The sequence below is a fragment of the Sinomicrobium soli genome (assembly GCF_003285545.1).
Taxonomy (GTDB): Bacteria; Bacteroidota; Bacteroidia; order Flavobacteriales; family Flavobacteriaceae; genus Sinomicrobium.
Genome location: NZ_QLNV01000020.1, coordinates 21,405 through 45,204 on the forward strand (window position 1 = coordinate 21,405; position 23,800 = coordinate 45,204).

Annotated in this window: 23 protein-coding genes; 17 read left to right on the plus strand and 6 right to left on the minus strand. The window is 50.1% G+C overall.

Annotated elements, in window-relative coordinates; translation table 11 throughout:
• Nucleotides 1–7: 7 nt before the first annotated feature.
• The 4 genes from DN748_RS17370 to DN748_RS17385 all read left to right on the plus strand — a co-directional run bounded on the left by DN748_RS17370 (nucleotide 8) and on the right by DN748_RS17385 (nucleotide 4,648).
• Nucleotides 8–961 carry an acetyl-CoA carboxylase carboxyltransferase subunit alpha gene (locus DN748_RS17370; RefSeq protein WP_112373106.1) on the plus strand — a complete coding sequence of 318 codons (954 nt, stop codon included), beginning with the start codon at nucleotides 8–10 and terminating at the stop codon, nucleotides 959–961.
• 194 nt (nucleotides 962–1,155) lie between these two features.
• Nucleotides 1,156–2,724: a replicative DNA helicase gene (gene dnaB, locus DN748_RS17375; protein WP_112373107.1), complete on the plus strand. Its 1,569-nt coding sequence runs from the start codon at nucleotides 1,156–1,158 to the stop codon at nucleotides 2,722–2,724.
• Between the two features lie 75 nt (nucleotides 2,725–2,799).
• Entirely contained in the window at nucleotides 2,800–4,077 is a 1,278-nt protein-coding gene (locus tag DN748_RS17380) for an asparagine synthetase B (protein ID WP_236636912.1), read from the plus strand.
• A 148-nt stretch (nucleotides 4,078–4,225) separates the two neighbouring features.
• Nucleotides 4,226–4,648, plus strand: a complete 423-nt coding sequence (locus tag DN748_RS17385; RefSeq protein WP_112373108.1) for a secondary thiamine-phosphate synthase enzyme YjbQ — start codon at nucleotides 4,226–4,228, stop codon at nucleotides 4,646–4,648.
• Between the two features lie 6 nt (nucleotides 4,649–4,654).
• Here DN748_RS17385 and DN748_RS17390 read toward each other — a convergent pair whose 3' ends face one another.
• The 6 genes from DN748_RS17390 to DN748_RS17415 all read right to left on the minus strand — a co-directional run bounded on the left by DN748_RS17390 (nucleotide 4,655) and on the right by DN748_RS17415 (nucleotide 10,508).
• Nucleotides 4,655–5,479, minus strand: a complete 825-nt coding sequence (locus tag DN748_RS17390; protein WP_112373109.1) for an HAD family hydrolase — start codon at nucleotides 5,477–5,479, stop codon at nucleotides 4,655–4,657.
• A 178-nt stretch (nucleotides 5,480–5,657) separates the two neighbouring features.
• Nucleotides 5,658–6,002 carry a 50S ribosomal protein L20 gene (gene rplT, locus DN748_RS17395; protein WP_112373110.1) on the minus strand — a complete coding sequence of 115 codons (345 nt, stop codon included), beginning with the start codon at nucleotides 6,000–6,002 and terminating at the stop codon, nucleotides 5,658–5,660.
• Nucleotides 6,003–6,165: 163 nt separating this feature from the next.
• A complete protein-coding gene (gene rpmI / locus DN748_RS17400) occupies nucleotides 6,166–6,363 on the minus strand; it encodes a 50S ribosomal protein L35 (RefSeq protein WP_112373111.1) in 198 nt (65 codons plus the stop codon).
• A 27-nt stretch (nucleotides 6,364–6,390) separates the two neighbouring features.
• The gene (infC, locus tag DN748_RS17405) at nucleotides 6,391–6,954 is read right to left on the minus strand and encodes a translation initiation factor IF-3 (RefSeq protein ID WP_201741519.1); all 564 of its coding nucleotides are present in this window, start codon (nucleotides 6,952–6,954) and stop codon (nucleotides 6,391–6,393) included.
• 29 nt (nucleotides 6,955–6,983) lie between these two features.
• Nucleotides 6,984–8,924 (minus strand): threonine--tRNA ligase, encoded by a 1,941-nt coding sequence (gene thrS / locus DN748_RS17410; protein WP_112373113.1) that lies wholly within the window; start codon nucleotides 8,922–8,924, stop codon nucleotides 6,984–6,986.
• A gap of 93 nt (nucleotides 8,925–9,017) precedes the next feature.
• Nucleotides 9,018–10,508, minus strand: a complete 1,491-nt coding sequence (locus DN748_RS17415; RefSeq protein ID WP_112373114.1) for a sodium:solute symporter — start codon at nucleotides 10,506–10,508, stop codon at nucleotides 9,018–9,020.
• Nucleotides 10,509–10,622: 114 nt separating this feature from the next.
• Here DN748_RS17415 and recR point away from each other — a divergent pair, with 114 nt between their 5' ends.
• From recR to rimO, 13 genes are all read left to right on the plus strand, one after another.
• On the plus strand, nucleotides 10,623–11,240 hold the full coding sequence (recR, locus tag DN748_RS17420; protein WP_112373115.1) for a recombination mediator RecR: 618 nt from the start codon (nucleotides 10,623–10,625) through the stop codon (nucleotides 11,238–11,240).
• 214 nt (nucleotides 11,241–11,454) lie between these two features.
• Nucleotides 11,455–12,774 carry a dihydrolipoamide acetyltransferase family protein gene (locus DN748_RS17425; protein ID WP_112373116.1) on the plus strand — a complete coding sequence of 440 codons (1,320 nt, stop codon included), beginning with the start codon at nucleotides 11,455–11,457 and terminating at the stop codon, nucleotides 12,772–12,774.
• Between the two features lie 88 nt (nucleotides 12,775–12,862).
• The gene (locus DN748_RS17430) at nucleotides 12,863–13,639 is read left to right on the plus strand and encodes a 3'-5' exonuclease (protein WP_112373146.1); all 777 of its coding nucleotides are present in this window, start codon (nucleotides 12,863–12,865) and stop codon (nucleotides 13,637–13,639) included.
• A gap of 6 nt (nucleotides 13,640–13,645) precedes the next feature.
• A complete protein-coding gene (locus tag DN748_RS17435; RefSeq protein ID WP_112373117.1) occupies nucleotides 13,646–14,590 on the plus strand; it encodes a carboxypeptidase-like regulatory domain-containing protein in 945 nt (314 codons plus the stop codon).
• An 85-nt stretch (nucleotides 14,591–14,675) separates the two neighbouring features.
• A complete protein-coding gene (locus tag DN748_RS17440; protein ID WP_112373118.1) occupies nucleotides 14,676–15,284 on the plus strand; it encodes a fumarylacetoacetate hydrolase family protein in 609 nt (202 codons plus the stop codon).
• A gap of 49 nt (nucleotides 15,285–15,333) precedes the next feature.
• Nucleotides 15,334–15,672 carry an Hpt domain-containing protein gene (locus DN748_RS17445; RefSeq protein ID WP_161554599.1) on the plus strand — a complete coding sequence of 113 codons (339 nt, stop codon included), beginning with the start codon at nucleotides 15,334–15,336 and terminating at the stop codon, nucleotides 15,670–15,672.
• Entirely contained in the window at nucleotides 15,672–16,919 is a 1,248-nt protein-coding gene (locus tag DN748_RS17450) for a competence/damage-inducible protein A (RefSeq protein WP_112373120.1), read from the plus strand. The genes DN748_RS17445 and DN748_RS17450 overlap by 1 nt, the downstream gene beginning before the upstream one ends.
• 76 nt (nucleotides 16,920–16,995) lie before the next feature.
• Complete coding sequence (gene rpmB, locus DN748_RS17455) at nucleotides 16,996–17,232, plus strand: 50S ribosomal protein L28 (protein ID WP_112373147.1); 237 nt, start codon at nucleotides 16,996–16,998, stop codon at nucleotides 17,230–17,232.
• 27 nt (nucleotides 17,233–17,259) lie between these two features.
• The gene (gene rpmG, locus DN748_RS17460) at nucleotides 17,260–17,442 is read left to right on the plus strand and encodes a 50S ribosomal protein L33 (RefSeq protein WP_112373121.1); all 183 of its coding nucleotides are present in this window, start codon (nucleotides 17,260–17,262) and stop codon (nucleotides 17,440–17,442) included.
• 8 nt (nucleotides 17,443–17,450) lie between these two features.
• A complete protein-coding gene (locus tag DN748_RS17465) occupies nucleotides 17,451–17,603 on the plus strand; it encodes a DUF4295 domain-containing protein (RefSeq protein WP_112373122.1) in 153 nt (50 codons plus the stop codon).
• A gap of 218 nt (nucleotides 17,604–17,821) precedes the next feature.
• Nucleotides 17,822–18,775 (plus strand): signal recognition particle-docking protein FtsY, encoded by a 954-nt coding sequence (gene ftsY / locus DN748_RS17470; RefSeq protein ID WP_112373123.1) that lies wholly within the window; start codon nucleotides 17,822–17,824, stop codon nucleotides 18,773–18,775.
• A gap of 329 nt (nucleotides 18,776–19,104) precedes the next feature.
• Nucleotides 19,105–22,350 carry a S41 family peptidase gene (locus DN748_RS17475; protein ID WP_112373124.1) on the plus strand — a complete coding sequence of 1,082 codons (3,246 nt, stop codon included), beginning with the start codon at nucleotides 19,105–19,107 and terminating at the stop codon, nucleotides 22,348–22,350.
• A gap of 117 nt (nucleotides 22,351–22,467) precedes the next feature.
• Nucleotides 22,468–23,769, plus strand: a complete 1,302-nt coding sequence (rimO, locus tag DN748_RS17480) for a 30S ribosomal protein S12 methylthiotransferase RimO (protein ID WP_112373125.1) — start codon at nucleotides 22,468–22,470, stop codon at nucleotides 23,767–23,769.
• Nucleotides 23,770–23,800: the final 31 nt, after the last annotated feature.

Here is a 23,800-nt window from a genome sequence, read left to right on the forward strand (position 1 = left end):
GGAGATAATGGAATATCTGGATTTTGAACTACCCATCAAAGAGTTGGAGGAACAGCTGTCCAAATGCCGTGTTATCGGGGAGGAGAGTGATGTGGACGTTACCGAGACTTGTAAACAGATAGATAAAAAACTGACCCAGACCAAAAAAGACATATATAAGAATCTCACGGCCTGGCAGCGGGTACAGTTGTCACGGCATCCGTCCCGTCCCTACACCCTTGATTACGTAAGGGCGATATGCGGGGATACCTTCCTGGAACTTCACGGAGACCGTACGGTAAAAGATGATAAGGCGATGATAGGCGGGCTCGGCAAGATCGACGGGCAGAGTTTTATGATCATAGGGCAGCAGAAAGGGTACAATACCAAAACCCGGCAGTACAGGAATTTCGGAATGGCCAACCCGGAAGGATACCGCAAGGCCCTGCGCCTGATGAAAATGGCAGAAAAATTCGGTTTGCCGGTGGTTTGCCTTATAGATACTCCGGGTGCCTATCCCGGAATTGAAGCGGAAGAGCGGGGACAGGGAGAGGCCATTGCCCGGAATATCCTGGAAATGACCCGGCTGAAAGTGCCGATCATTGTCGTTATCATAGGTGAAGGTGCCTCCGGGGGAGCACTCGGGATAGGTGTGGGCGACAGGGTGCTCATGCTGGAGAATACCTGGTACTCGGTAATATCCCCGGAATCGTGCTCGTCCATACTGTGGCGTAGCTGGGAATACAAGGAACAGGCGGCAGAAGCCCTGAAACTTACGGCCAAGGATATGAAAAAACTGCACCTGGTAGACGATATTGTCAAAGAACCCCTCGGAGGTGCGCATTCTGACCGGGAAACTACCTTTAAGACTGTAGCCCAGGTGATTGTGGAAAACTACGACGACCTGAAAAAACTGAGCCCGGAAGAACTGGTGGAAGAGCGTATGGAAAAATATGCCGGGATGGGAGTTTACAAGGACTGATCTTCTTAAAATATTAACTTTTGATCCCGGGAGTATATCCGGGGAAACAGACAAACCGGGGTAATGAACTTCGGTTTTTTTTACGTTATGAACATAAAGTTGTAACTTGTTAACATGCTAAATGTTTATTAACGGGGGATATTAATTACCTCTTTTTTGGGAGAGTTGAAACAGCATTTTTTACATTCGCACCTATGGAAAAAACAGGCTCCGTATCAGGGATAAAAATAGGGAAACCATTGGAATTTTCGGGAAGAACAGGCGTTATCCCGTTGGAAAAGGGAAGGATACCTCCCCAGGCTGTAGACCTGGAAGAGGCTGTGCTCGGCGCGATGATGATCGATAAGAAGGGGGTTGATGAGGTGATCGATATATTGCACCCGGAAGCGTTTTACAAGGAAGCACACCGCCTGATCTACGAGGCTGTCGTAAAGCTGTTCGAGAACACGGAGCCCATCGACCTGCTTACGGTTTCGGCCCAGTTAAAAAAAGACGGGAAGCACGAGAATGTGGGAGGAGATTACTATCTTATCCAGCTCACCCAGAAAGTGTCTTCTTCGGCGCATATCGAGTTTCACGCCCGTATCATACTTCAGAAGTTTATCCAGCGAAGCCTGATCAAGATCTCTTCCGAGATTATCGAGGAAGCCTATGACGAGACCACCGATGTGTTCGACCTGCTCGACAGTGCCGAGGCCAAACTGTACGAAGTGACCCAGGGCAATATCAAGAAATCTTCCGAAAGTGCCCAGAGCCTGGTCATGCAGGCCAAGAAGAAGATCGAGGAGATCTCCAATAAGGAGGGGCTGAGCGGAATCCCTTCCGGTTTTGACAAACTCGATAAACTGACTTCCGGATGGCAGCCCAGCGACCTTATCATTGTGGCCGCCCGCCCCGGTATGGGGAAAACGGCACTCACCCTGTCTATGGCGAGGAATATTGCGGTGAATTCCAATACTCCCGTGGCCTTCTTCTCGCTGGAAATGTCGTCCGTACAGCTTATTACCCGTCTTATTTCTTCCGAGACCGGCCTGTCTTCTGAAAAGCTGCGTACCGGGAAGCTGGAAAAGCACGAATGGGAACAGCTGAACGTAAAGGTGAAGGCCCTGGAAACGGCGCCGCTGTTTATAGACGACACCCCCTCGCTTTCCATTTTCGACCTGCGGGCCAAGGCCAGGAGGCTGGCTTCCCAGCACGGGATCAGGCTTATTATCATTGATTACCTCCAGCTGATGACCGCCGGCGGATCACAGAAAGGAGGGAACAGGGAACAGGAGATCTCCACCATTTCACGTAACCTCAAGGCGCTGGCAAAAGAACTCGATGTACCGGTGATAGCGCTTTCACAGCTTTCACGGGCCGTGGAGACCAGGGGAGGGAGCAAGCGCCCGCTGCTTTCCGACCTCCGGGAATCCGGGGCCATCGAGCAGGATGCCGATATCGTGTCGTTTATCTACCGGCCCGAATATTACAAGATCGAAGAGTGGGACGACGAGGAACGTTCGCCTACCCAGGGACAGGGAGAGTTTATCGTGGCCAAACACCGTAACGGGGGGCTGGAGAACATCCGCCTGAAGTTTATAGGGCACCTCGGTAAGTTCGACAACCTCGATGAGTTCGATTCGCCTTTTGAGTTCCAGTCCAAAATGAATGCGTCCGATGACGATGGCTTTAACCCCGGGGCTTTCCCCAGTGCGGAGGATGCTTTCGGGAGCTCGATGAACGACGGACCCGGACCGGGGGATGACGACGTGCCGTTCTGATAAAATTCAGTCCGTCTCCGCGTTTCGGGAAAAATTCCCGGCCTTTTCATTAACTTTGGGAAAAAGTTTCGGAATATGGGTTTTGATCAATGGCTGAAAAGGGGATTGCTTTTAGTGTTACTGTGGAGTGGAATATCTTCCGCTTATGCATCCCGTATCCTTATCCCGATGGATGCCGATCACCAGAAAGATCATCTCAAGGCGTATGGCATGGCCTACTGGACCTTGTCTAAAGATGTCAAGGTACAATGGCTGCTCAATTACAGGGGCGGTTCTTTCCTGTTGCCCGATGCCGAAGACATCCGTAAGGAATGTACCATACGGGGCGTTTCGTATGAGGTGCTTTCCGACGATGATGCGGCCGGTATTCTCAGGGAGATCGGCAGCCCGGCAGAAAACCAGGATGCCGTGGTGCTGGAAAAGGCCCCGAAAATCGTGGTGTATTCGCCCAAGGACAACCCGCCCTGGGACGATGCCGTGACCATGGTGCTCACGTATGCGGAAATCCCGTATGACGTGGTGTATGACGAAGAGGTCCTTGCCGATAAGTTGCTGATGTATGACTGGCTTCACCTTCACCATGAAGATTTTACCGGGCAGTACGGTAAATTTTACAGGGCTTATAAAATGGCCCCGTGGTATATTCAGCAGAAAAAGGAAGCGGAGGAAAGGGCGGCAAAGCTGGGCTTCGACAAGGTTTCCGATTCCAAACTTGCCGTGGCACTCAAGATCCGTGATTTTGTGGTCGGCGGAGGCTTTATGTTTGCCATGTGCTCGGCTACCGACAGTTTTGATATCGCCCTTTCGGCAGAAGGAGTGGATATATGCGAACCCATGTTTGACGGAGACCCCGCTACGCCCAATTACCAGGCCAGGATAGATTATGACAGGACCTTTGCCTTTACGGGGTTTACCCTGGAACGCAACCCGGATGTCTACGAGTTCTCGTCTATTGATATGACTGCAAAAAGAAGGATGGCCAAAGAGGTGGATTACTTTACGCTGATGGAGTTCTCTGCCAAATGGGACCCCGTACCCACCATGCTGTGCCAGAACCACACCGTACTCATAAAGGGTTTTATGGGGCAGACCACGAGTTTTAACAGGGGAGAGATCAAGTCGAATGTACTGATCCTCGGGGAGAATAAGGCCAACGGCGAAGCCAGGTATATACACGGGGTAAAAGGCAAGGGGTTCTTTACCTTTTACGGCGGGCACGACCCGGAGGATTACCAGCACAGGGTAGGCGACCCGAAAACCGAACTGGAGCTGCACCCCAATTCGCCCGGCTACCGCCTGATCCTTAATAATATCCTCTTTCCGGCGGCAAAGAAAAAGAAACAGAAGACCTGATGGGGGGAGAAGTTTTTAGTTCTTAGTTGGTAGTTCGTAGTTCGTAGTTTTTAGTCAGTTACAGGTTACAGTTTCAAACGCAGCTTATTATGTGGGTGACGGGTAATATATATACATCCCCTCTCCTGAGGGATTAAATTCGGATAATATGTTGTTTTTTCAGAAGGAAATAGTGCTCAGGCCTCGTAAACGCGGTTTTCACCTGGTCACTTCGGAAATACTGGACGCCCTGCCCGAACTGTCGGAATTGCGTATCGGCCAGCTGCACGCTTTTATAAAACACACCTCGGCCGGGCTTACGGTTAATGAAAATGCCGATCCGTCTGTCAGGGTGGATTTCGAACGGCATATGAATGTCATGGTCCCCGAAGGAGCGGACTATTATACGCATACCTATGAAGGGGATGACGACATGCCTGCTCATATCAAGGCGTCGCTTATGGGAAGTTCGGTAAACATTCCCGTTACTGCAGGGAGGTTGAACCTGGGTACCTGGCAGGGTATTTATCTCTGTGAACACCGCAATCGCGGAGGTGGCCGGAAAGTGGTGGTGACCCTGTCCGGGATCTGAGGCAGGTCAGCCTTTTTGCGCGGCCGGCTGCCTGGCTGCAATAAGCTTTTCCAGGATATGTTCTACCCCGTAATGGTCGTTGCTCAGGGTGGTGTACCGGGCTGCCTTTATGACATTGGGATGGGAGTTTTCCATGGCAAAGCTGAAATGTGCTTTCTCCATCATTTCGAGATCGTTGTTGTAATCGCCGAATACCAGGGTTTCCGATTCGCTTATCCCCAGTTCTTTTTGCAGCAGGCCGAGCGCGTGGCCCTTGTTGGCGTCCGGACTTGAAATATCCAGCCAGTGCTCTCCCGAAACCTTTACCTGCAGGTCTTTTTCAAAAGGGGTGACATAGGGGTATATGTTCTTTTCGGACCCTTCGAAACTGTAGATCGCTATTTTGAGGATCTCGTCATTTTCCAGGGCGGTGAGATCGGGTACCCGGGTGTAGGCGTGATAGTACTCGCGGAACATGTTTTCGAAACGGGGGTTATCGGTTTCTATATAAGCCTGTTCCTTTCCGCAGATCACCGTATAGGCATCGTCAAGCGGACGGACGTGCCTTACGATCTCTACGGCCGTATCCCGGGAAAGCGGGGTAACCAGCAGCTCCTGTTCCCTGCGTTTGGCAATGGCCCCGTTTTCGGCAATAATGGTAATGTCGTTTACGATAGCGTTCAGCTTGTCGGCGATACTGTGGTACTGGCGCCCGCTGGCGGCTGCGAAATGAATGTCGTATTTTTTAAGTTCTTCGAAAAGTGTAAAGAACCTGTGGCTTACCACGCTTTGCGAATTGAGCAATGTGCCGTCCATATCGGTAGCGATAAGTTTTACCCGGGTCAAGTCCATAAAGTTGCAATTTTCTGCAAAGTTACACTTTTAGCGGGATGGGGTCGTTAAATCGCTGTTATTTCACGAGGGTCCTTTTTGGAGGTACGCGTTTCTGCGCACCGGACAGACAGGCACAAAAAAATCCGGCCTTGCGGGCCGGATCCATTCAATAAGCGAAATATCTTGTTAATAACGTTTACTTTACTTTGTCTACGACTGCCTTGAAAGCCTCCGGGTGATTCATGGCCAGGTCGGCGAGCACCTTGCGGTTGAGCTCGATATCATTGGCTTTGAGTTTACCCATGAACTGGGAGTAGGAGAGTCCGTGCAATCTGGCCCCCGCATTGATACGGGTAATCCACAGTGCCCTGAATGTTCTCTTCTTGTTCCTGCGGTCTCTGTATGCGTAAAGCATGGCTTTTTCAACCGCATTCTTGGCAACGGTCCAAACGTTTTTACGTCTTCCGTAGTAACCTTTGGCCTGCTTCATGATTTTTTTTCTGCGGGCTCTTGAGGCTACTGAATTTACTGATCTTGGCATAATCTTTTGTTTTTTGTAGCAGGCGATTTTGTGTATTGTGAATTCTGAATTTTAAAACATTGAACTGCAATTTTTTATTCAGCATTTACAACTCAAAATACTTTTAAAGGGCCTGACTCCAGGGTTGTACAATAAAATAAAACCGGAACGGTCTGCGCTGTAATTACTTGAGGCGCAGTTGTTCTTTAATACTGTTAACGTCGTGATCGTGTACCAGGGTACTGTGCGTTAACGCAAGCTTACGCTTTTTGCTTTTTTTGGTCAGGATGTGACTTTTAAAAGCGTGCTTTCTCTTGATCTTACCGGAGCCTGTGAGCTTAAAGCGCTTTTTGGCACTGGATTTGGTCTTCATTTTAGGCATAATTCCTAATTATTGTGATTACTTCGCTTATTTCTTGCTTTTCTTCGGAGCGATAAACATGGTCATGCGTTTACCTTCCAGTTTTGGCATTTGTTCCACTTTTCCGAACTCTTCCAGGTCGCGGGCCAGGCGGAGCAGTAAAATTTCTCCCTGGTCCTTGTACACGATGGAGCGCCCTTTAAAGAAGACATAAGCCTTTAGCTTGGCCCCGTCTTTAAGGAACTTTTCGCCGTGTTTCTTTTTAAATTCGTAATCGTGCTCGTCCGTTTGCGGACCGAAACGTATTTCCTTGACCACGATCTTGGCAGCCTTGGCCTTTAAGGCTTTTTCCCTCTTTTTCTGTTCGTAGAGGAATTTCTTGTAGTCCATGATCTTACAGACCGGGGGAGTTGCCTTGGGTGAAATTTCCACCAGGTCCAGTCCCAGCTCTTCCGCTTTGGACAGTGCTTCTCTGGTAGGGTATACCCCCGTTTCTACATTGTCGCCCACCAGACGAACTTCCGGCACGCGGATATCCCTGTTGGTCCTGTGCGGGTTCTTGTCCTCTCTCTGGGGCGGACGGTTTCTGTTAAATCTTCTCTTAATTGCTATGGCTTACAAATTTTTAATTAAACTTCGTTCTAAAACTGTTTTAAGGTGCGGCTTATCTCCTCTTCCACTATTTTGGCAAAGGCTTTTGTACTGATACTGCCAAGGTCGCCTTCACCGTGTTTTCTCACGGAAACCGTTCCTTCCTTCTCTTCATTCTCACCTACGATAAGCATGTAGGGGATTTTCTTCATCTCAGCTTCCCTGATCTTCTTGCCTATGGTCTCATTCCGGTGATCTGTCAGGGCGCGAATTTCGTAATTTTCTAATGAATTTAAAACTTTTTCGGCATATTTTTCGTATTTCTCGCTGATAGAGAGAATAATAGCCTGGTCGGGCATCAGCCATAGCGGGAAGTTACCCGCGGTGTGCTCTAACAGGATGGCTACGAACCTTTCCATACTGCCGAAAGGGGCTCTGTGGATCATTACCGGACGGTGCATTTCGTTATCACTGCCCTTGTAGGTGAGATCGAAGCGCTCCGGGAGGTTGTAATCGACCTGTATGGTGCCCAGCTGCCAGCTTCTTCCGAGGGCGTCCTTAACCATGAAATCGAGTTTGGGCCCGTAGAATGCGGCTTCCCCGGTCTCGATCACGTAGTTGAGCCCTTTTTCCTTTGCGGCATTGATGATGGCGCTTTCCGCCTTTTCCCAGTTCTCGTTGCTCCCTATATACTTGTCGGGGGTTTCGGGGTCGCGGAGGGATACCTGTGCCGTAAAGTTTTCAAAACCGAGCGATCCGAATACGTACAGTACCAGGTCGATGACGTTCCTGAACTCTTCGTCCAGCTGGTCCGGGGTACAGAAAATGTGGGCGTCGTCCTGGGTAAAGCCCCTTACCCGGGTAAGCCCGTGCAGTTCTCCGCTCTGTTCGTAGCGGTATACGGTACCGAACTCGGCATAGCGCTTCGGGAGTTCCTTGTAACTCCAGGACCTGGCGTTGTATATTTCACAGTGATGCGGACAGTTCATCGGTTTCAGCAGGAACTCTTCCCCTTCGTGAGGGGTGTGAATGGGCTGAAAGCTGTCAGCGCCGTATTTGGCGTAATGCCCGGAAGTTACGTAGAGCTCTTTCTGCCCGATATGCGGGGATACCACCTGTTCGTACCCGGCCTTTTTCTGGGCTTTTTTCAGGAAATTCTCCAGGCGTTCGCGCAGTGCGGCGCCCTTGGGAAGCCAAAGCGGAAGGCCTTGCCCTACCTTTTGGGAGAAAGCGAACAGTTCCAGTTCCTTTCCGAGCTTCCGGTGGTCCCGTTTTTTGGCTTCTTCCAGCAGCTGGAGGTATTCGTTGAGTTCTTTCTGTTTGGGGAAAGAAATACCGTATATCCTGGTGAGCTGGGTTTTGTGCTCGTCGCCCCGCCAGTATGCCCCCGCCGTGTTGAGCAGCTTTACCGCCTTGATGATCCCGGTGTTCGGAATATGTCCGCCCCGGCACAGGTCGGTAAAGGTGTCGTGGTCGCAAAAGGTAATGGTGCCGTCTTCCAGGTTTTCTATGAGTTCAACCTTGTATTCGTTGCCCTGCTTTTTGTAATAATCCAGGGCCTCGGCCTTGGATACCGCCCTCATGTTATAATCGTGTTTGCCCCTGGCGATCCCGAGCATTTTTTTCTCGATGGCCGGGAAGTCCTTTTCCGAAATGGTATGGTCTCCCGGGTCTACGTCGTAATAAAAGCCGTTGTCGATGGCCGGCCCTATGGTCAGTTTTATCCCCGGGTACAGTTCTTCCAGGGCCTGTGCCAGTACGTGGGCGGTGGAGTGCCAGAATGCCTTTTTTCCCTCGTCGCTGCTCCAGGTATACAATACGAGATTACCGTCCGTGCTAAGGGGGGTCCCCGTCTCTACGGTGGTGCCGTTAAAGCTTGCGGATATCACGTTACGCGCCAGTCCTTCACTGATACTTCTGGCAACGTCGATAGGCGTGGAGTTTTCAGGAAACTCCTTTACAGACCCGTCGGGTAAGGTAATCTCAATCATTAATTTCCGGTTTTTAGGGTGCAAAGATAAGGGGAACTGCGGAAGCTTGCAATACGCAGCAGTGTTTTAAGTGATACGGGTACAGGCTTTTTGTTACTTTAACGGATATAACTTGCCGTTTGTGTTCTGCCTCCGGGATGTTTTGCCGGTATCCAGCAACAGGAGCAATCCGGAAAACATGATGGCGCCGTTGAGGATCAGGATAAAGAAACCGAAGTCGAAACCGAACCATTCCAGGGCGGCCCGGGAGATAAAATAAGACAGTACGGGAGCGGCAACAGCCACCGGCGGGACCCATCTGTCCCTGACGTTCCACCGGGTAAACAGCCCGAATGCATAAAGCCCCAGCAGGGGGCCGTAGGTATATCCGGCAAAGACAAAAAGTTTGGCAATGACACTTTCGTCCCTGATGATATATTTAAACACGACAATAACCAGTACGAGCACCGCGGAGGTGAGAATATGTACCTTTTTCCTGATCCTGACCTGCTTTTGCCGGTCATAGCGTTTTTCAATATCCAGGATATCCACACTGAAAGAGGTGGTAAGCGATGTCAGTGCACTGTCTGCGCTGCTGTATGCCGCTGCGATCAGCCCTACGAGAAAGAAGGTGAATACCCAGGGCCCGAGATGGTCTTTGGCCAGAACGGGAAAGAGCTCGTCTTTATGGGCATCTACCCCGTTTTCCCCGGCATATACCGTAAGCAGTAACCCGAGAGCCATAAAAAAGAAGTTGACCACGGTGAGCACGACCGTAAACCAGAACATATTCTTCTGGGCGTCCCCGAGGCTCCTGCAGGTGAGGTTTTTCTGCATCATGTCCTGGTCCAGCCCGGTCATGACGATGGCGATAAAGGCCCCTGAAAAAAACTGTTTCCAGAAATAGTCCGCACTTTTATAGTCGTCGAAAAAAAACATCCGGGAGAGTTCGCTTTCCGAAACATAGGAGATCAGTCCCTTTTCCTGGATACCGAGATCGTGATATACGGAAAACAGGGCCACGCCCACGGCCAGGAGCATAAAGAGGGTCTGCAGCGTATCGGTCCATACGATGGTCTTGATGCCTGACCTGAAGGTATACAGCCAGATCAGGAGGATGGTCATGGTCACTGTTGCCCAGAATGGGATGCCCATTTCGTCAAACAATATCACCTGCAGGACATTGGCGATGAGGAACAGCCGGAAACTGGCGCCTACTACCCTTGAGACCAGGAAAAAGGAAGCCCCTGTCTTATAGCTGCTGTTGCCGAAGCGCTCCCCGAGGTAGGTGTAGATGGAGGTCAGGTTGAGCCGGTAATACAGCGGGAGGAGTACGGTGCCGATGACCAGGTACCCGAGAATGTACCCCAGTACGACCTGCATATAACTGAACCGGGAGGCCTCGACCCATCCCGGGACCGAGATGAAGGTGACCCCGCTCAGGGAGGCCCCTATCATCCCGAAAGCCACCACATACCAGGGCGATTGCCGTTTTGCCTTGAAAAAGGTATCGTTGCTGTCGCCGTCCTTTCCGGTCAGGTAGGAGATCAGGATGAGGAGTCCGAAATAGGCTGCGATGATCAGGAGGATATAACCAGCTTGCATAAGGCAGAATTTTAGGGAGACCAAAGTACAAAACTTGGATAGTTCCGCCTGTTCTTTTTTATTTGTTTTTTACAGGTCATAAATATCTGTTTCGAATTTTTTACTTTTGCACTTATGGAATTCTCTTCGGGCTTACTGGAAAATGCGGTCAGGGAAATGTCACAGCTTCCTGGGATAGGGAAGCGTACGGCCCTGCGGCTGGTACTTCACCTGCTGCGGCAGCCTGCCGGGCAGACGGAGCGTCTTGCCCATGCCCTCTGCAGCCTGAGGGAGGAGGTGAAATACTGTTCCAATTGTCACAATATTTCAGATGGCGACCTGTGTGAAATATGTGCCAACCCGAAAAGAGACGGATCGCTGGTGTGTGTGGTAGAGGATATCCGCGATGTGATGGCTATCGAGAATACGAGTCAGTACCAGGGGCATTATCATGTGTTGGGAGGAAAAATATCGCCCATGGACGGTGTGGGCCCGAATAACCTGAATATTTCTTCGTTGGTGGAGAAGGTAAAAGAGGGAAAGGTAAAAGAAATTATTTTTGCCCTGAGTTCTACCATGGAAGGGGATACTACCAATTTTTATATTTACCGCCAGATCGAAGCCTATGGCGTGGCAACGTCTACCATAGCGAGAGGGATTGCAGTGGGAGACGAGCTGGAATATGCCGACGAGATCACGCTGGGCCGGAGTATCCTGAACCGTATACCTTTTGAGAGTTCGCTGAAACGTTGAGAAAGCTGGAAGTCGGAAGTCCGAAGTTGGCTGAATTCGGGGTTCTGAACTGAAAAAAACGGGTTGTGGGTTTCCGGCCGGGAGCAGCTTTGTTTGAAAAATCGATGGTGAGAAGCTGTTTTCAGGCGAATAAAATATTTTATTTTCAACGAAAAACGGTTTTTTTGATTAATTTCGCAACGAAAAAACAAGAGTAGATCTTTAAATCAGTACTATGGCTAAATTTGAACTTAAGTTACCCAAAATGGGGGAAAGTGTCGCTGAGGCAACGGTTACCTCGTGGTTGAAGGAAGTCGGAGACCGTATAGAGATGGATGAAGCCGTTCTGGAAATTGCTACCGACAAGGTGGATTCTGAAGTGCCCAGTGAAGTGGAAGGTGTGTTGGTGGAGCAGTGTTTTGGAGTAGATGATGTAGTTCAGGTAGGGCAAACCATAGCCGTGATAGAAACCGAGGGGGAAGGGACGGAAGAGACCGCCCGTAGTGAAGGAGGAGAAGAGGTGTCGCAGGAAGCGGTATCCGAAGTGGAAAAAACCGTGGAAACCGCCAGGGCGACAGCATCTCCGGAAGAACCTGCGACTGTCGATTTTTCGGCTTCGGAAAGGTTTTATTCTCCCCTTGTCAGGAATATAGCCCGGGAAGAAGGGGTGTCGCCCGAAGAGCTGGAAAGCATACCCGGTTCCGGAAAAGACGGGAGGGTGACCAAAAACGATATGCTCTCCTATATTGAAAACAGGGAAGCCGCTCCGGCCGGAAAAAAAGCTGTACCGCAGAAACCTGCGCCGGCAGTTTCGCCTGTCGCCGCCCCGGTAAGCGTGAATACGGGAGAAGATGAAATCATAGAAATGGACCGGATGCGGAAGCTGATTTCGCACCATATGATACACAGTGTGCAGACCTCGGCCCATGTTCAGAGTTTTGTGGAGGTCGATGTGACCAATGTGGTGAACTGGCGCAACAGGACAAAGGCGGCGTTTGAGAAGCAGGAAGGCGAAAAGCTTACGTTCACCCCCATTTTTATGGAAGTGGTAGCCAGGGCGCTGCGCGATTACCCCATGATGAATATCTCGGTAGACGGCGAGAGGATCATTAAAAAGAAAAATATAAACCTCGGTATGGCTACGGCACTGTCGAACGGTAATCTTATCGTGCCCGTGATCCGCAATGCAGACCAGCTGAACCTGGTGGGACTGGCCCGGCAGGTAAACGACCTGGCCCGGAGAGCGAGGGAGAATAAGCTGAAACCCGACGAAGTACAGGACGGGACCTATACGGTGACCAACGTGGGGACTTTCGGCAGCATTATGGGAACCCCGATCATCAATCAGCCCCAGGTAGGTATACTGGCGCTGGGGGCCATAAGAAAGGTGCCCGCGGTGATCGAAACTCCCGAAGGTGATTTTATAGGGATACGGCACCGGATGTTCCTGTCTCACAGCTACGATCACAGGGTGGTAGACGGGGCCCTCGGGGGAATGTTTGTGAAACGCGTTGCAGAGTACCTCGAAGCCTGGGATACAGACCGGACGATATAAAAGGAAAAAACCCCCGGCATTGTCGGGGGTTTTCTTTTACAATTTTTATCTTTACCGGGATTTAGACACAGAAATTTTTATTGTATCCATGGAACTTAAACTTACCAGACCCATCTGTTTTTTCGACCTGGAAACCACAGGGACCGATGTGGCAAAAGACCGTATCGTGGAAATATCGGTACTCAAGGTATACCCCAATGGCAATAAGGAGAGCAGGACCTGGCTGGTGAACCCTGAAATGCCTATTCCCGCATATTCCACGGCCATTCACGGGATTACCGATGAAAAAGTAGCCGGGGAGCCTACCTTTAAGGAATTGTCCAGGGAAGTTTACAACATGATAAAGGACAGCGACCTCGCAGGGTATAATTCCAACCGTTTCGACATTCCGCTGCTCGCGGAGGAAATGCTGCGTGCAGAGGTAGACTTCGATATGAAGAACAGGTATGCCGTGGATGTACAGACCGTTTTTCATGTGATGGAAAAAAGGACCCTGGAAGCTGCCTATAAGTTCTATTGCGACAAGACGCTGGAAAATGCACATTCTGCCGAAGCAGATACTACGGCAACCTACGAGGTACTGAAGTCGCAGCTGGACCGTTATGAAGAACTGGAAAATGACATCGGTTTCCTTTCGGAATTTACCACGAGGAAACAGACGGCGGATTTTGCGGGCTATATCGTGTATAATGAAAAAGGGGAAGAGATCTTCGGTTTCGGAAAACACAAGGGGAAACTGGTAGAAGAGGTGCTGGAAAAAGAACCCGGATATTTCGGGTGGTTGCTCAATGCCGATTTTCCCCTGTATACCAAAAAGGTGCTGACCGGGATAAAACTTCGCAAGCTGAACAATAAACTTTCGTGACATAAGGTGAAAGGGCCCCTGTATCTGCTGCTGTTCTTTTCTCCTGGTATCATGGCCCAGGAAAAGATCGTTACGGGAAATGTGCGGAACGAGGCTACAGGCGAACCGATTCCCTTCGTGCACCTTATCCTTGTGGGAAAAACATCCGGGACTACAACGGATGAAAATGGTAGTTTTCACTGGGAACTTTCAGCGGCCGAAGCAGATGATACGGTGAGATTCAGTTGTGTAGGGTTTAAGTCATTGGAGTTGCCGATATCCGCGCTGAACGGGGCAAAGGTCTATATGCAACCGTCCGTAGAGACCCTGAATGAAGTTGAGGTCTATTTGATAAAAGGGACACGCCATGCGGTAATCAACGATTTTTCCGGAAAGCGTTCCGTAGGCCTGGGGAATTTCAGCGGAGGAGCTTACCCTTCGGCGGTGGCACGTTATTATGAAAAACCACGTAAATTTTCCGGAAATTGTTTTCTGGAAAGTATACAGGTACGGTTTTATCCTGCCGAAGGACAGCGTAATCTCCCTGCACTGTTTCGCATACGTGTATTGGAGGCAGATGCCGGGGGGAAACCGGGTAAAGATATTTTGGCGGGGAACCTTGTCGTGAAAAGGGAACCGTTGCGTTTCAGTATGGAGGTCGATATGCTGCCGCATTATATCCGCATACCGGAAAACGGTTTTTTTGTTGCGGTGGAACACCTCTTCGTCCGCCAGAATGCCTATGAGGAACTCCGGAGTTTCAGGGTCAGCGATACTCTGGTGTACCGCGATATACCCGTGGTGAAATATGCGCCGGTGTTTAAAGGGGTTCTGGAGCACAAAGATAAAGGTTCCGGGGCGTATTATCTCGGTACCGGCGGATGGAGAAAAATGGACAGGCTCGATACTTCCGACCCGGCTTTTGGTCGTCGTATACCCCTTCCCGCATTCCGGTTGAGAATAACGAATTGATATTTACGGGGCGTCCGTAAAACGAGGTGTTGAGCGTATTGTTAAAATTTTGCAGCTATTTCTGCAATCGTAAATAAAGGGATCAATGAAAGTAATCTGTGTAGGCAGGAACTATACCGATCATATCGAAGAGCTGGCCAACGAGAGACCGGAAGCCCCGGTATTGTTTATGAAGCCGGATACGGCCCTGTTGAGGGAAAGGGATTTTTACATCCCGGAATTCAGTAAGGAAGTCCATTATGAGGTCGAGGTCCTTGTCAAGATAGGGAAAGTCGGGAAGTATATCGATGCCCGTTTTGCGCATAAGTATTATGACGAGGTGGGGCTGGGACTGGATTTTACGGCCAGGGACCTTCAGGGCAGGCTGAAAGAGAAAGGATTGCCCTGGGAAATAGCCAAGGCTTTCGACGGCTCCATGGTGGTCGGTAAATGGCACCCGAAGGAGAAGTTCGGAGACCTGAACGACATCCGCTTTCGCCTGGAGAAAAACGGGGAGGCCGTACAACAGGGGCATACGGCACTTATGCTGTGGAAAGCAGATGAACTTATAGCGTATATATCACAGTTTTTTACCCTGAAAAAGGGAGATATTATTTTTACGGGAACTCCCGCCGGGGTGGGGCCGGTAAAAGCCGGGGACCATCTCGAAGGTTTCCTGGAAGATGAAATGTCTTTCGCCCTGGGTATAAAATAAACTGTGTCGGAACAGGTATGGCTTACCGCCGATAATCATCTTTATGAGTATGACATATAATCTGGAGAAACTGGAAGAACTGTCGGGAGGGGACCAGGAGTTTATAGACTCGGTCATCACCGTTTTTGTGGAAGATACCCCTGCCGATGTAAAAGCATTGAAGCAGGCTGTGGCATCGGGAGATTTTGAAAACATATACCGGCAGGCACATAAAATAAAACCCAACCTGGACCTCCTGGGAATGCAGGAAGCAAAGAACCTGGTCCTGGAGATTGAGAACGATGCCCGGAAAAGGGAACCTCTTGCCGTTATAGAAGATAAGGTAGAACGTGTCTGCGGGATGATCGAAGATACGATCAAGGTTTTAATTGCTGATTTCAGAGGCTGATGCAGGCAGAAATAGTAACCATAGGCGATGAGCTTCTGATCGGGCAGATCGTGGATACGAATGCTGCTTTTATTGCAGGAATGCTCAACAGTATCGGGGTTTCGGTATACCAGATCACCTCGGTACAGGATGAGGAGCAGCATATACTTACTACCCTCGGGGAGGCCGGGCGAAGGGCGGATATCATCATTATTACGGGGGGGCTGGGGCCCACCAAAGACGATGTGACCAAGCACGCATTGTGCCGTTTTTTTGAGGATACCCTTGTTGCCGACGAAACGGTGCTGGCCCATATCGAGGAGTTGTTCAGGAACCATATCACGACCCCGATATCTGACCTGAACCGCAGCCAGGCCCTGGTGCCGTCCGGGGCAAAGGTGCTGATGAACCGCTACGGGACCGCCCCGGGGATGTGGATGGAGAAAGCGGGAAAGATATATATATCCCTTCCCGGGGTGCCTTTTGAGATGGAAGCCCTTATGCGGGATGAAGTATTGCCCCGGCTGCAGGGCGCTTTCGAGCGCCCGTTCATACTGCATCGTACCATTATAACCTATGGCATGGGAGAAAGTGATATTGCCAATATCCTTGAAACCTGGGAAGATACCTTGCCCGATTTCATCAGGCTGGCCTATCTGCCCGATATCGGGAAAGTACGCCTGCGCCTTACGGCAAGGGGAAGCAGCAGGGAACATATAGAGGAAGCCGTCGGTCAGAAAGTAAAAGAACTCTATACCATTCTGGGGGATGTGATTTACGATATGGAGCAGGATGAACCCCTGGAAGTGCTTTTGGGGCGGCTTTTGACGGAGAAAGGATATACGCTGGCTACGGCGGAGAGCTGTACCGGGGGCAAGATCGCGGAGCAGCTGACATCGGTACCCGGGGCCTCAGCCTATTTCAAGGGTGGGATAGTGAGCTATGCCACGGAGGTCAAAGAAGAGGTGCTTGGTGTGCCGTCTTCCCTGGTCGAAGCACATAGCGTGGTGAGTGAAGAGGTGGCGTGCGCCATGGCCGAAGGGGCGCGGAAGCTGCTGAAAACCGATTATGCCATTGCCACCACGGGAAATGCAGGCCCTTCCAGAGGAGAGTCCGATGCCCCCGTAGGAACGGTGTTTATCGGACTGGCTGTGCCCGGCAGGGTTTGGGCCGAAAAATTCAACTTTGGAAATCACCGGGAAAAAGTCGTAAACAAAGCCGTGATCAGGGCCCTGGAAATGCTCCGGAAAGAAATTTTAAAAATTTGATCTGCTCTCTTGTCTGTCACTGAAAAAATTCGTTAATTTGCACCCTGTTTTAAATAAACACAAAAGTATAGAAGAAATGTCAAGAGTTTGTGAGCTTACCGGAAAAAAGGCAATGGTGGGGAACAATGTTTCTCACGCTATGAACAAGACGAAGCGTAAATTCGATATCAACCTTACCAAAAAACGCTTTTATATTCCTGAAGAAGATCGCTGGATTACCCTCAAGGTATCTACGTCTGCGTTGAAGACCATCAACAAGAAAGGGATCTCTGCAGTGTTGAAAGAAGCCAGGGCAAAAGGATATTACAAATAATCGTTTTTTTAAGAAAAGCATAGAGAGATGGCAAAGAAAGGTAACAGAATACAGGTGATATTAGAGTGCACCGAGCACAAGGAGTCCGGTATGCCTGGAACATCGCGATATATAACAACCAAGAACAAGAAGAACACTCCCGACAGGCTGGAGATCAAGAAATTCAATCCCATCCTGAAGCGAATGACTGTTCATAAAGAAATAAAATAATCTGAGTCATGGCAAAGAAAACCGTAGCAACGTTACAAACCAAGTCCAAGAGACTGACCAAGGCCATTAAAATGGTAAGATCTCCCAAAACAGGGGCATATACTTTTGTAGAATCGGTTATGGACCCTACCCTGGTTAATGACTGGTTGAACAAAAAATAAAGAAGTTCACAATATTTTTCTATATCAGCTACTTCCGTGTCGGAAGTAGCTTTTTGTTTTTTGGGCCGTTTAAACTTTTTGACTTCAATCGGGAAAGTTTAAATGAGTTCTTATATCTTTGGAGGATATAAGGTGGTCAAAACTGTTTTTTATCCCGGTCCCATACCGTCAAAGCAGTACTTCAGGGCCGCAATACGTCAACTCAATAGTCTTATTAGATGAATTTGTTTAAGAAAATATTCTCTTCAGAGAAGAAAGAGACCCTGGACAAGGGACTGGAGAAGACCAAAACCAGTTTTTTCGGTAAGCTGAGTAAGGCCGTAGCCGGGAAGTCTAAAGTAGATGACGAAGTCCTCGACAACCTCGAAGAGGTATTGGTGAGCAGTGATGTAGGGGTAAATACCACCCTGAAGGTCATAGAGCGGATAGAAGAACGTGTTTCCAGGGATAAATACCTCGGAACGGAAGAACTCAACCGTATTTTAAGAGAGGAAATCGCGGGCCTGCTTTCGGAAACCAATACCGGCGAAGCTACCGATTTTTCCATTCCTGCAGATAAAAAACCTTATGTGATCATGGTAGTCGGTGTCAATGGCGTAGGAAAGACTACGACCATTGGGAAACTCGCTTACCAGTTCAGGAAACAAGGCAAAAAAGTAGTGCTCGGGGCCGCCGATACCTTCCGTGCAGCCGCTATAGACCAGTTGCAGATATGGGCCGATCGTGTGGATGTTCCTATTGTAAAACAGCAAATGGGAAGTGACCCGGCCTCTGTGGCCTTCGACACCCTTAAATCTGCTGCCAACCAGGATGCCGACGTGGTCATTATCGACACCGCGGGGAGACTGCACAACAAGGTAAACCTCATGAACGAACTTTCCAAGGTAAAACGGGTGATGCAAAAAGTGATAGGCGATGCCCCTCACGACGTACTCCTGGTTCTCGACGGGTCTACCGGGCAGAATGCCTTTGAGCAGGCAAAACAGTTTACAAAGGCTACCGAAGTCACATCCCTTGCCGTCACCAAACTCGACGGTACCGCCAAGGGGGGAGTGGTTATCGGTATATCCGACCAGTTCCGTATCCCCGTAAAATACATCGGCGTCGGCGAGGGGATAGAAGATCTCCAGGTATTCAATAAGTACGAGTTTATAGATTCTTTCTTTAAATAACCGTTGTTTCCGTTGTGCTGTCGAAGTTCCTTTGGGCTGGTTGAGATTCCCTGCCTGGCCGGCAGGCAGGTTCCCTTTGCTGCGCTCTGTATGACAGGTATTCATCCCGACCGCAGTAGACCTTGTCATTCCGGCCCTGGGTTGCTGTCCTGAATTAAAACGACACCCTTGAGGTGATGGGGTGTTCCGCATCCGGCGGAATATATCGAGACTACCGGCTATATGTTAAATAGTGTTAATTGAAAAGCATTAATGCGACAAAATTGCGTCTTTTGAAGTTCGTATGTTACGACCTTACACTTATACTAACTTAAATAATCACGAACTTCATGAGGAAAATTACTATTGTCTTTATCTTTTGCCTTCTAAGCGGGTGGACATGGGCCCAGGAAACTGCGCACTGGTTGCGGTATCCGGCTGTTTCGCCTGACGGAAAAACCGTTGTTTTCGGATATATGGGGAATTTGTACCGGGTGAGTACTGCCGGAGGTACGGCTATTCCCATTACTGTGGGGGAAGCCCACAATATGCGCCCGGTATGGAGCCCGGACGGAAAGACCATTGCCTTTGCGAGTGACCGTTACGGCAACTTCGATGTGTTTGTCATGCCGGCTACGGGAGGGACCCCCCTCAGGCTTACCTATAACAGTGCGGACGACTACCCGTACGACTTTACCCCCGACGGCAGCAGCGTTCTTTTCGGAAGCGGGAGGACCGCTCCGGCATCGAGTGTACGTTTTCCGAGCCCCCGGCTTTTTAAAAACCTCTATACTGTGGCCGCAAACGGGGGCAGGCCGCTTTTGCTCACTGCCGCTGGAGCTGAAGAGGCGCAGTACAGCGTCGATGGCAGGCATATCGTTTTTGAAGATTGCAAAGGGTATGAAGATCCCTGGAGAAAGCACCATACGGCGGGGATTACCAGGGATATATGGGTGTATGACCTCGAAGGGGATACGTATAAGCAGCTGACGGATTTTGAGGGGGAGAACCGCAACCCGGTTTTTGACCGTTCCGGGGAGGCCGTGTATTATCTCAATGAGAAGGATGGTACCCAGAACCTGTACAGATGGTCCCTGTCTGATCAGAGAGAAGAACAACTCACTGCGTTTTCCGGTTTTCCGGTACGCCACCTCAGTATTGCCGACGATAATACCTTGTCTTTCACCTGGAAAGGGGATATTTATATCAAAACGCCCGGGAAACAGGCGCAGAAGTTAGAGATCAGGGTGATGGACGATGCCGCCTATCAGGTGGTGAAGAATATGGATATCACCGGCGTAACCGAATTTGCCGCCAGTCCGAACGGAAAGGAGATCGCCTTTGTAAACCGGGGAGAAGTATTTGTGACCGGGATAGAGGACAAGCGAAGCAAACGCATTACCAACACCCCGGAGCAGGAACGGATGATCAGCTGGTCTCCCGACGGGAAAACCCTCCTGTTCTCGGGAGAACGGGACGGAAGCTGGAATATTTACAAGGCTACCCTGAGAAGGCCTGACGAGAAGTATTTCTACGCGGCCACAGTGATCAATACCGAAGCTGTTGTGGCTACCGATGCCGAAGAATTCCAGGCAGCGTATGCGCCCGACGGTAAAAAGATCGCCTTCGTGGAAGAACGCAATATCCTTAAGGTGCTCGACCTGGATACCGGAAAAAAGATCACGGTATTCCCCGAAGGGAGAAATTATTCCTATTCCGACGGAGACTGGTCCTACCAGTGGAGCCCCGACAGCAAATGGCTGCTGGTAGACGACAACCGCGGGTATTTTATACAATCCAACGCGGCACTGATAAAGGCCGATGGTTCGGGTGAGCTCTTTCATCCCGTAAACGGAGGCTTCGGGGAAGATGCCCCGAAGTGGGGGATGGAAGGAAAGATGATGACGTATATGAGCAGCAGGGAAGGAAGAAAATCCCTGGCATTCCAGGGAAGCCGGGAATCGGATATTTACGCAGTCTTCTTCGATCGCGAAGCCTATGAGCGTTATACGCTCAGCAAGGAGGAATTCGAACTCCTGAAAGAAAAGGAAAAGGAGGAAGAAGAGAAGGAAAAAGTGGAGGAAGAGGAAAAGAAATCCAAAAAGAAAAAGAAAAGATCCGCAGAGGAAGAAGAAGATAAAACGCTGGTACTGGATCTCGAGGATCTCGATGCCCGGAGGGTGAAACTGACCATCAACAGTTCGAGTATCAGCGATTACGTATTGAATAAGGAAGGGGATAAGGTCTTTTATCTCGCCGCTTTTGAAAAGGGTTACGACCTGTGGGTTACCGAACCCCGTACCCGTGAGACCAAAATACTGGCCAAACTGGGCGGGAGCCCGAGCGGGATAGAGATCAGCGATGACGGGAAAACCCTGTACCTGAGCAACAGGGGGAAACTGGTTAAGGTAGATGCAGGGAGCGGTAAGGTGAGCAATATCTCCATCGATGCCGATATGGCCGTAAACCACACCGCAGAGCGAAGTTACATACTGGAGCACGCCTGGAGACAGGTAAAAAAGAAATTCTACGACCCGGATATCCACGGTATCGACTGGGATATGTATTACCGGGAATACGCGAAATTCCTGCCGCATATCAACAACAACTACGATTTTCAGGAACTCCTGAGCGAATTCCTCGGTGAACTCAACGCTTCCCATACCGGCGGGCGTTATTACCCGTCTCATAAAAATGCCGACAAAACGGCTTCGCTCGGGCTTCTCTTTGACGAGACCTTTGAGGGAGCGGGCATCAGGGTATCCGAAGTGATAAAAGGAGGGCCTTTATACAAGTCGGGAAGTGAGATACAGGCCGGGGATGTCATTGTAAAAATCAACGGGAATGACATAAGGGCCGGTGAGAACTGGAACAAATACCTCCTGAATATACAGGATGAGAATGTACTGCTGACCGTGAAAGGGAAAACCGGGACTTTCGAAGAACACATGAAACCGGTATCCTCCGGGGAAGAGGGAAACCTGATGTACCGCAGGTGGGTAAAGATCATGGAAGAGATGGTCGATTCGCTCAGCGGGGGTGCCCTGGGCTATGTACACATACAGGGCATGAACGACGGCAGTTTCCGGGATGTCTATGAAAATGTACTGGGGAAAAATATCGACAAGAAAGCCCTGGTGGTGGATACCCGCTTCAACGGCGGAGGATGGCTTCACGACGACCTCAATACCTTCCTGAGCGGGAAGGAATATCTGAAGTTTGCGCCGCAGGGAAAGGTGGTAAAAGGAGGGGAGCCCATGTCGCGGTGGACCAAACCGAGTATAGTGGTCATGAGCGAAGGCAATTACAGCGACGCCTTTATCTTTCCGTATATCTACAAACAGAACGGCATAGGCAAACTGGTAGGGATGCCGGTAGCCGGTACCGGAACGGCCGTATGGTGGGAGAGGCAGATAGACCCTTCCATCGTTTTCGGCATACCGATGGTGGGTACTATCGGTAAGGAAGGCAGGCCCACGGAAAACCTGGAACTGCATCCTGACATAAAGGTGACCCTTCCCTATAACGATTTCCTGGAAGGAAGGGACCCGCAGCTTCAGACCGCTGTCAAGGAGCTGCTCAGGGACGTCGAATAACAATCCGATACCTCCCGGTTGTCTCCTGCAGATGACCGGGAGTTTTGTTTTCCTGCCTTTGCTTGTAAAATGTCGCTTATCTTCCTTACTTTTGCAGTCCTTTAAAGCAGTGAAATCATGCGGACCAAGTCTCTGAAAAAGAATAAAATAAATGTAGTTACCCTGGGATGTTCCAAAAATGTTTACGACAGTGAGGTGCTGATGGGCCAGTTAAAGGCCGGAGGCAAGGATGTCGTTCATGAAGAAGAAGGGAATATCGTGGTGATCAATACCTGCGGGTTTATCAATAACGCCAAGGAAGAAAGTGTTAATACCATACTGGAATACGTTCAGAAAAAGGAAGAAGGTGTGGTCGATAAGGTGTTTGTGACCGGTTGCCTCAGCGAGCGGTATAAGCCCGACCTGGAAAAGGAGATTCCCGATGTAGACCAGTATTTCGGGACATCGGACCTTCCGGTGCTTTTAAAGGCGCTCGGGGCGGATTACCGGCATGAACTGGTCGGGGAGCGGCTTACGACAACGCCCAAGAACTATGCCTACCTCAAAATAGCGGAGGGCTGTGACCGCCCCTGTTCGTTCTGTGCCATTCCCCTGATGCGGGGGAAACACCGGAGTACTCCAATGGAAGACTTGGTACGGGAGGCTGAGAAACTCGCGGCAAACGGCGTAAAGGAGTTGATCCTGATCGCGCAGGACCTGACGTATTACGGGCTCGACCTGTATAAAAAACGCAACCTGGCCGAATTGCTCCGGAAGCTGGCGGCAGTGGAAGGTATTTCGTGGATACGCCTGCACTACGCCTTTCCGACCGGCTTCCCCATGGATGTACTGGAGGTCATGAGGGAGGAACCCAAAATATGTAATTATATCGATATTCCCCTCCAGCATATTGCCGATCCGATACTGAAATCGATGCGAAGGGGTACCACCCGGGAAAAGACCACCAGGCTGCTCCGGCAGTTCCGCGAAGCGGTGCCGCAGATGGCCATCCGTACCACGCTGATCGTGGGATATCCCGGAGAGACCGAAGAAGATTTCCGGGTACTGAAGGAATGGGTAGAGGAAATGCGCTTCGAACGGCTCGGATGTTTTACGTATTCGCACGAGGAAAACACCCATGCCTATACGCTGGAAGACGATGTTCCCGAAGCGGTAAAACAACAGAGAGCTGCAGAGATCATGGAAATACAGTCGCGCATCTCCTGGGAGCTCAACCAGGAAAAGACGGGGAATACCTACCGGTGTATTATCGACCGGAAAGAAGGGAATTACTTTGTGGGGCGCACCGAGTTCGATTCTCCCGATGTGGATAATGAAGTACTTATCGATGCAGCCCGTCATTACCTGAGAACAGGGGAGTTTGCCGATATAAAGATCACCGGGGCCTCCGATTTCGATCTTTACGGGGAACCTGCCTGATATAATTTATCTTATCTTGTAACCTGGTTTT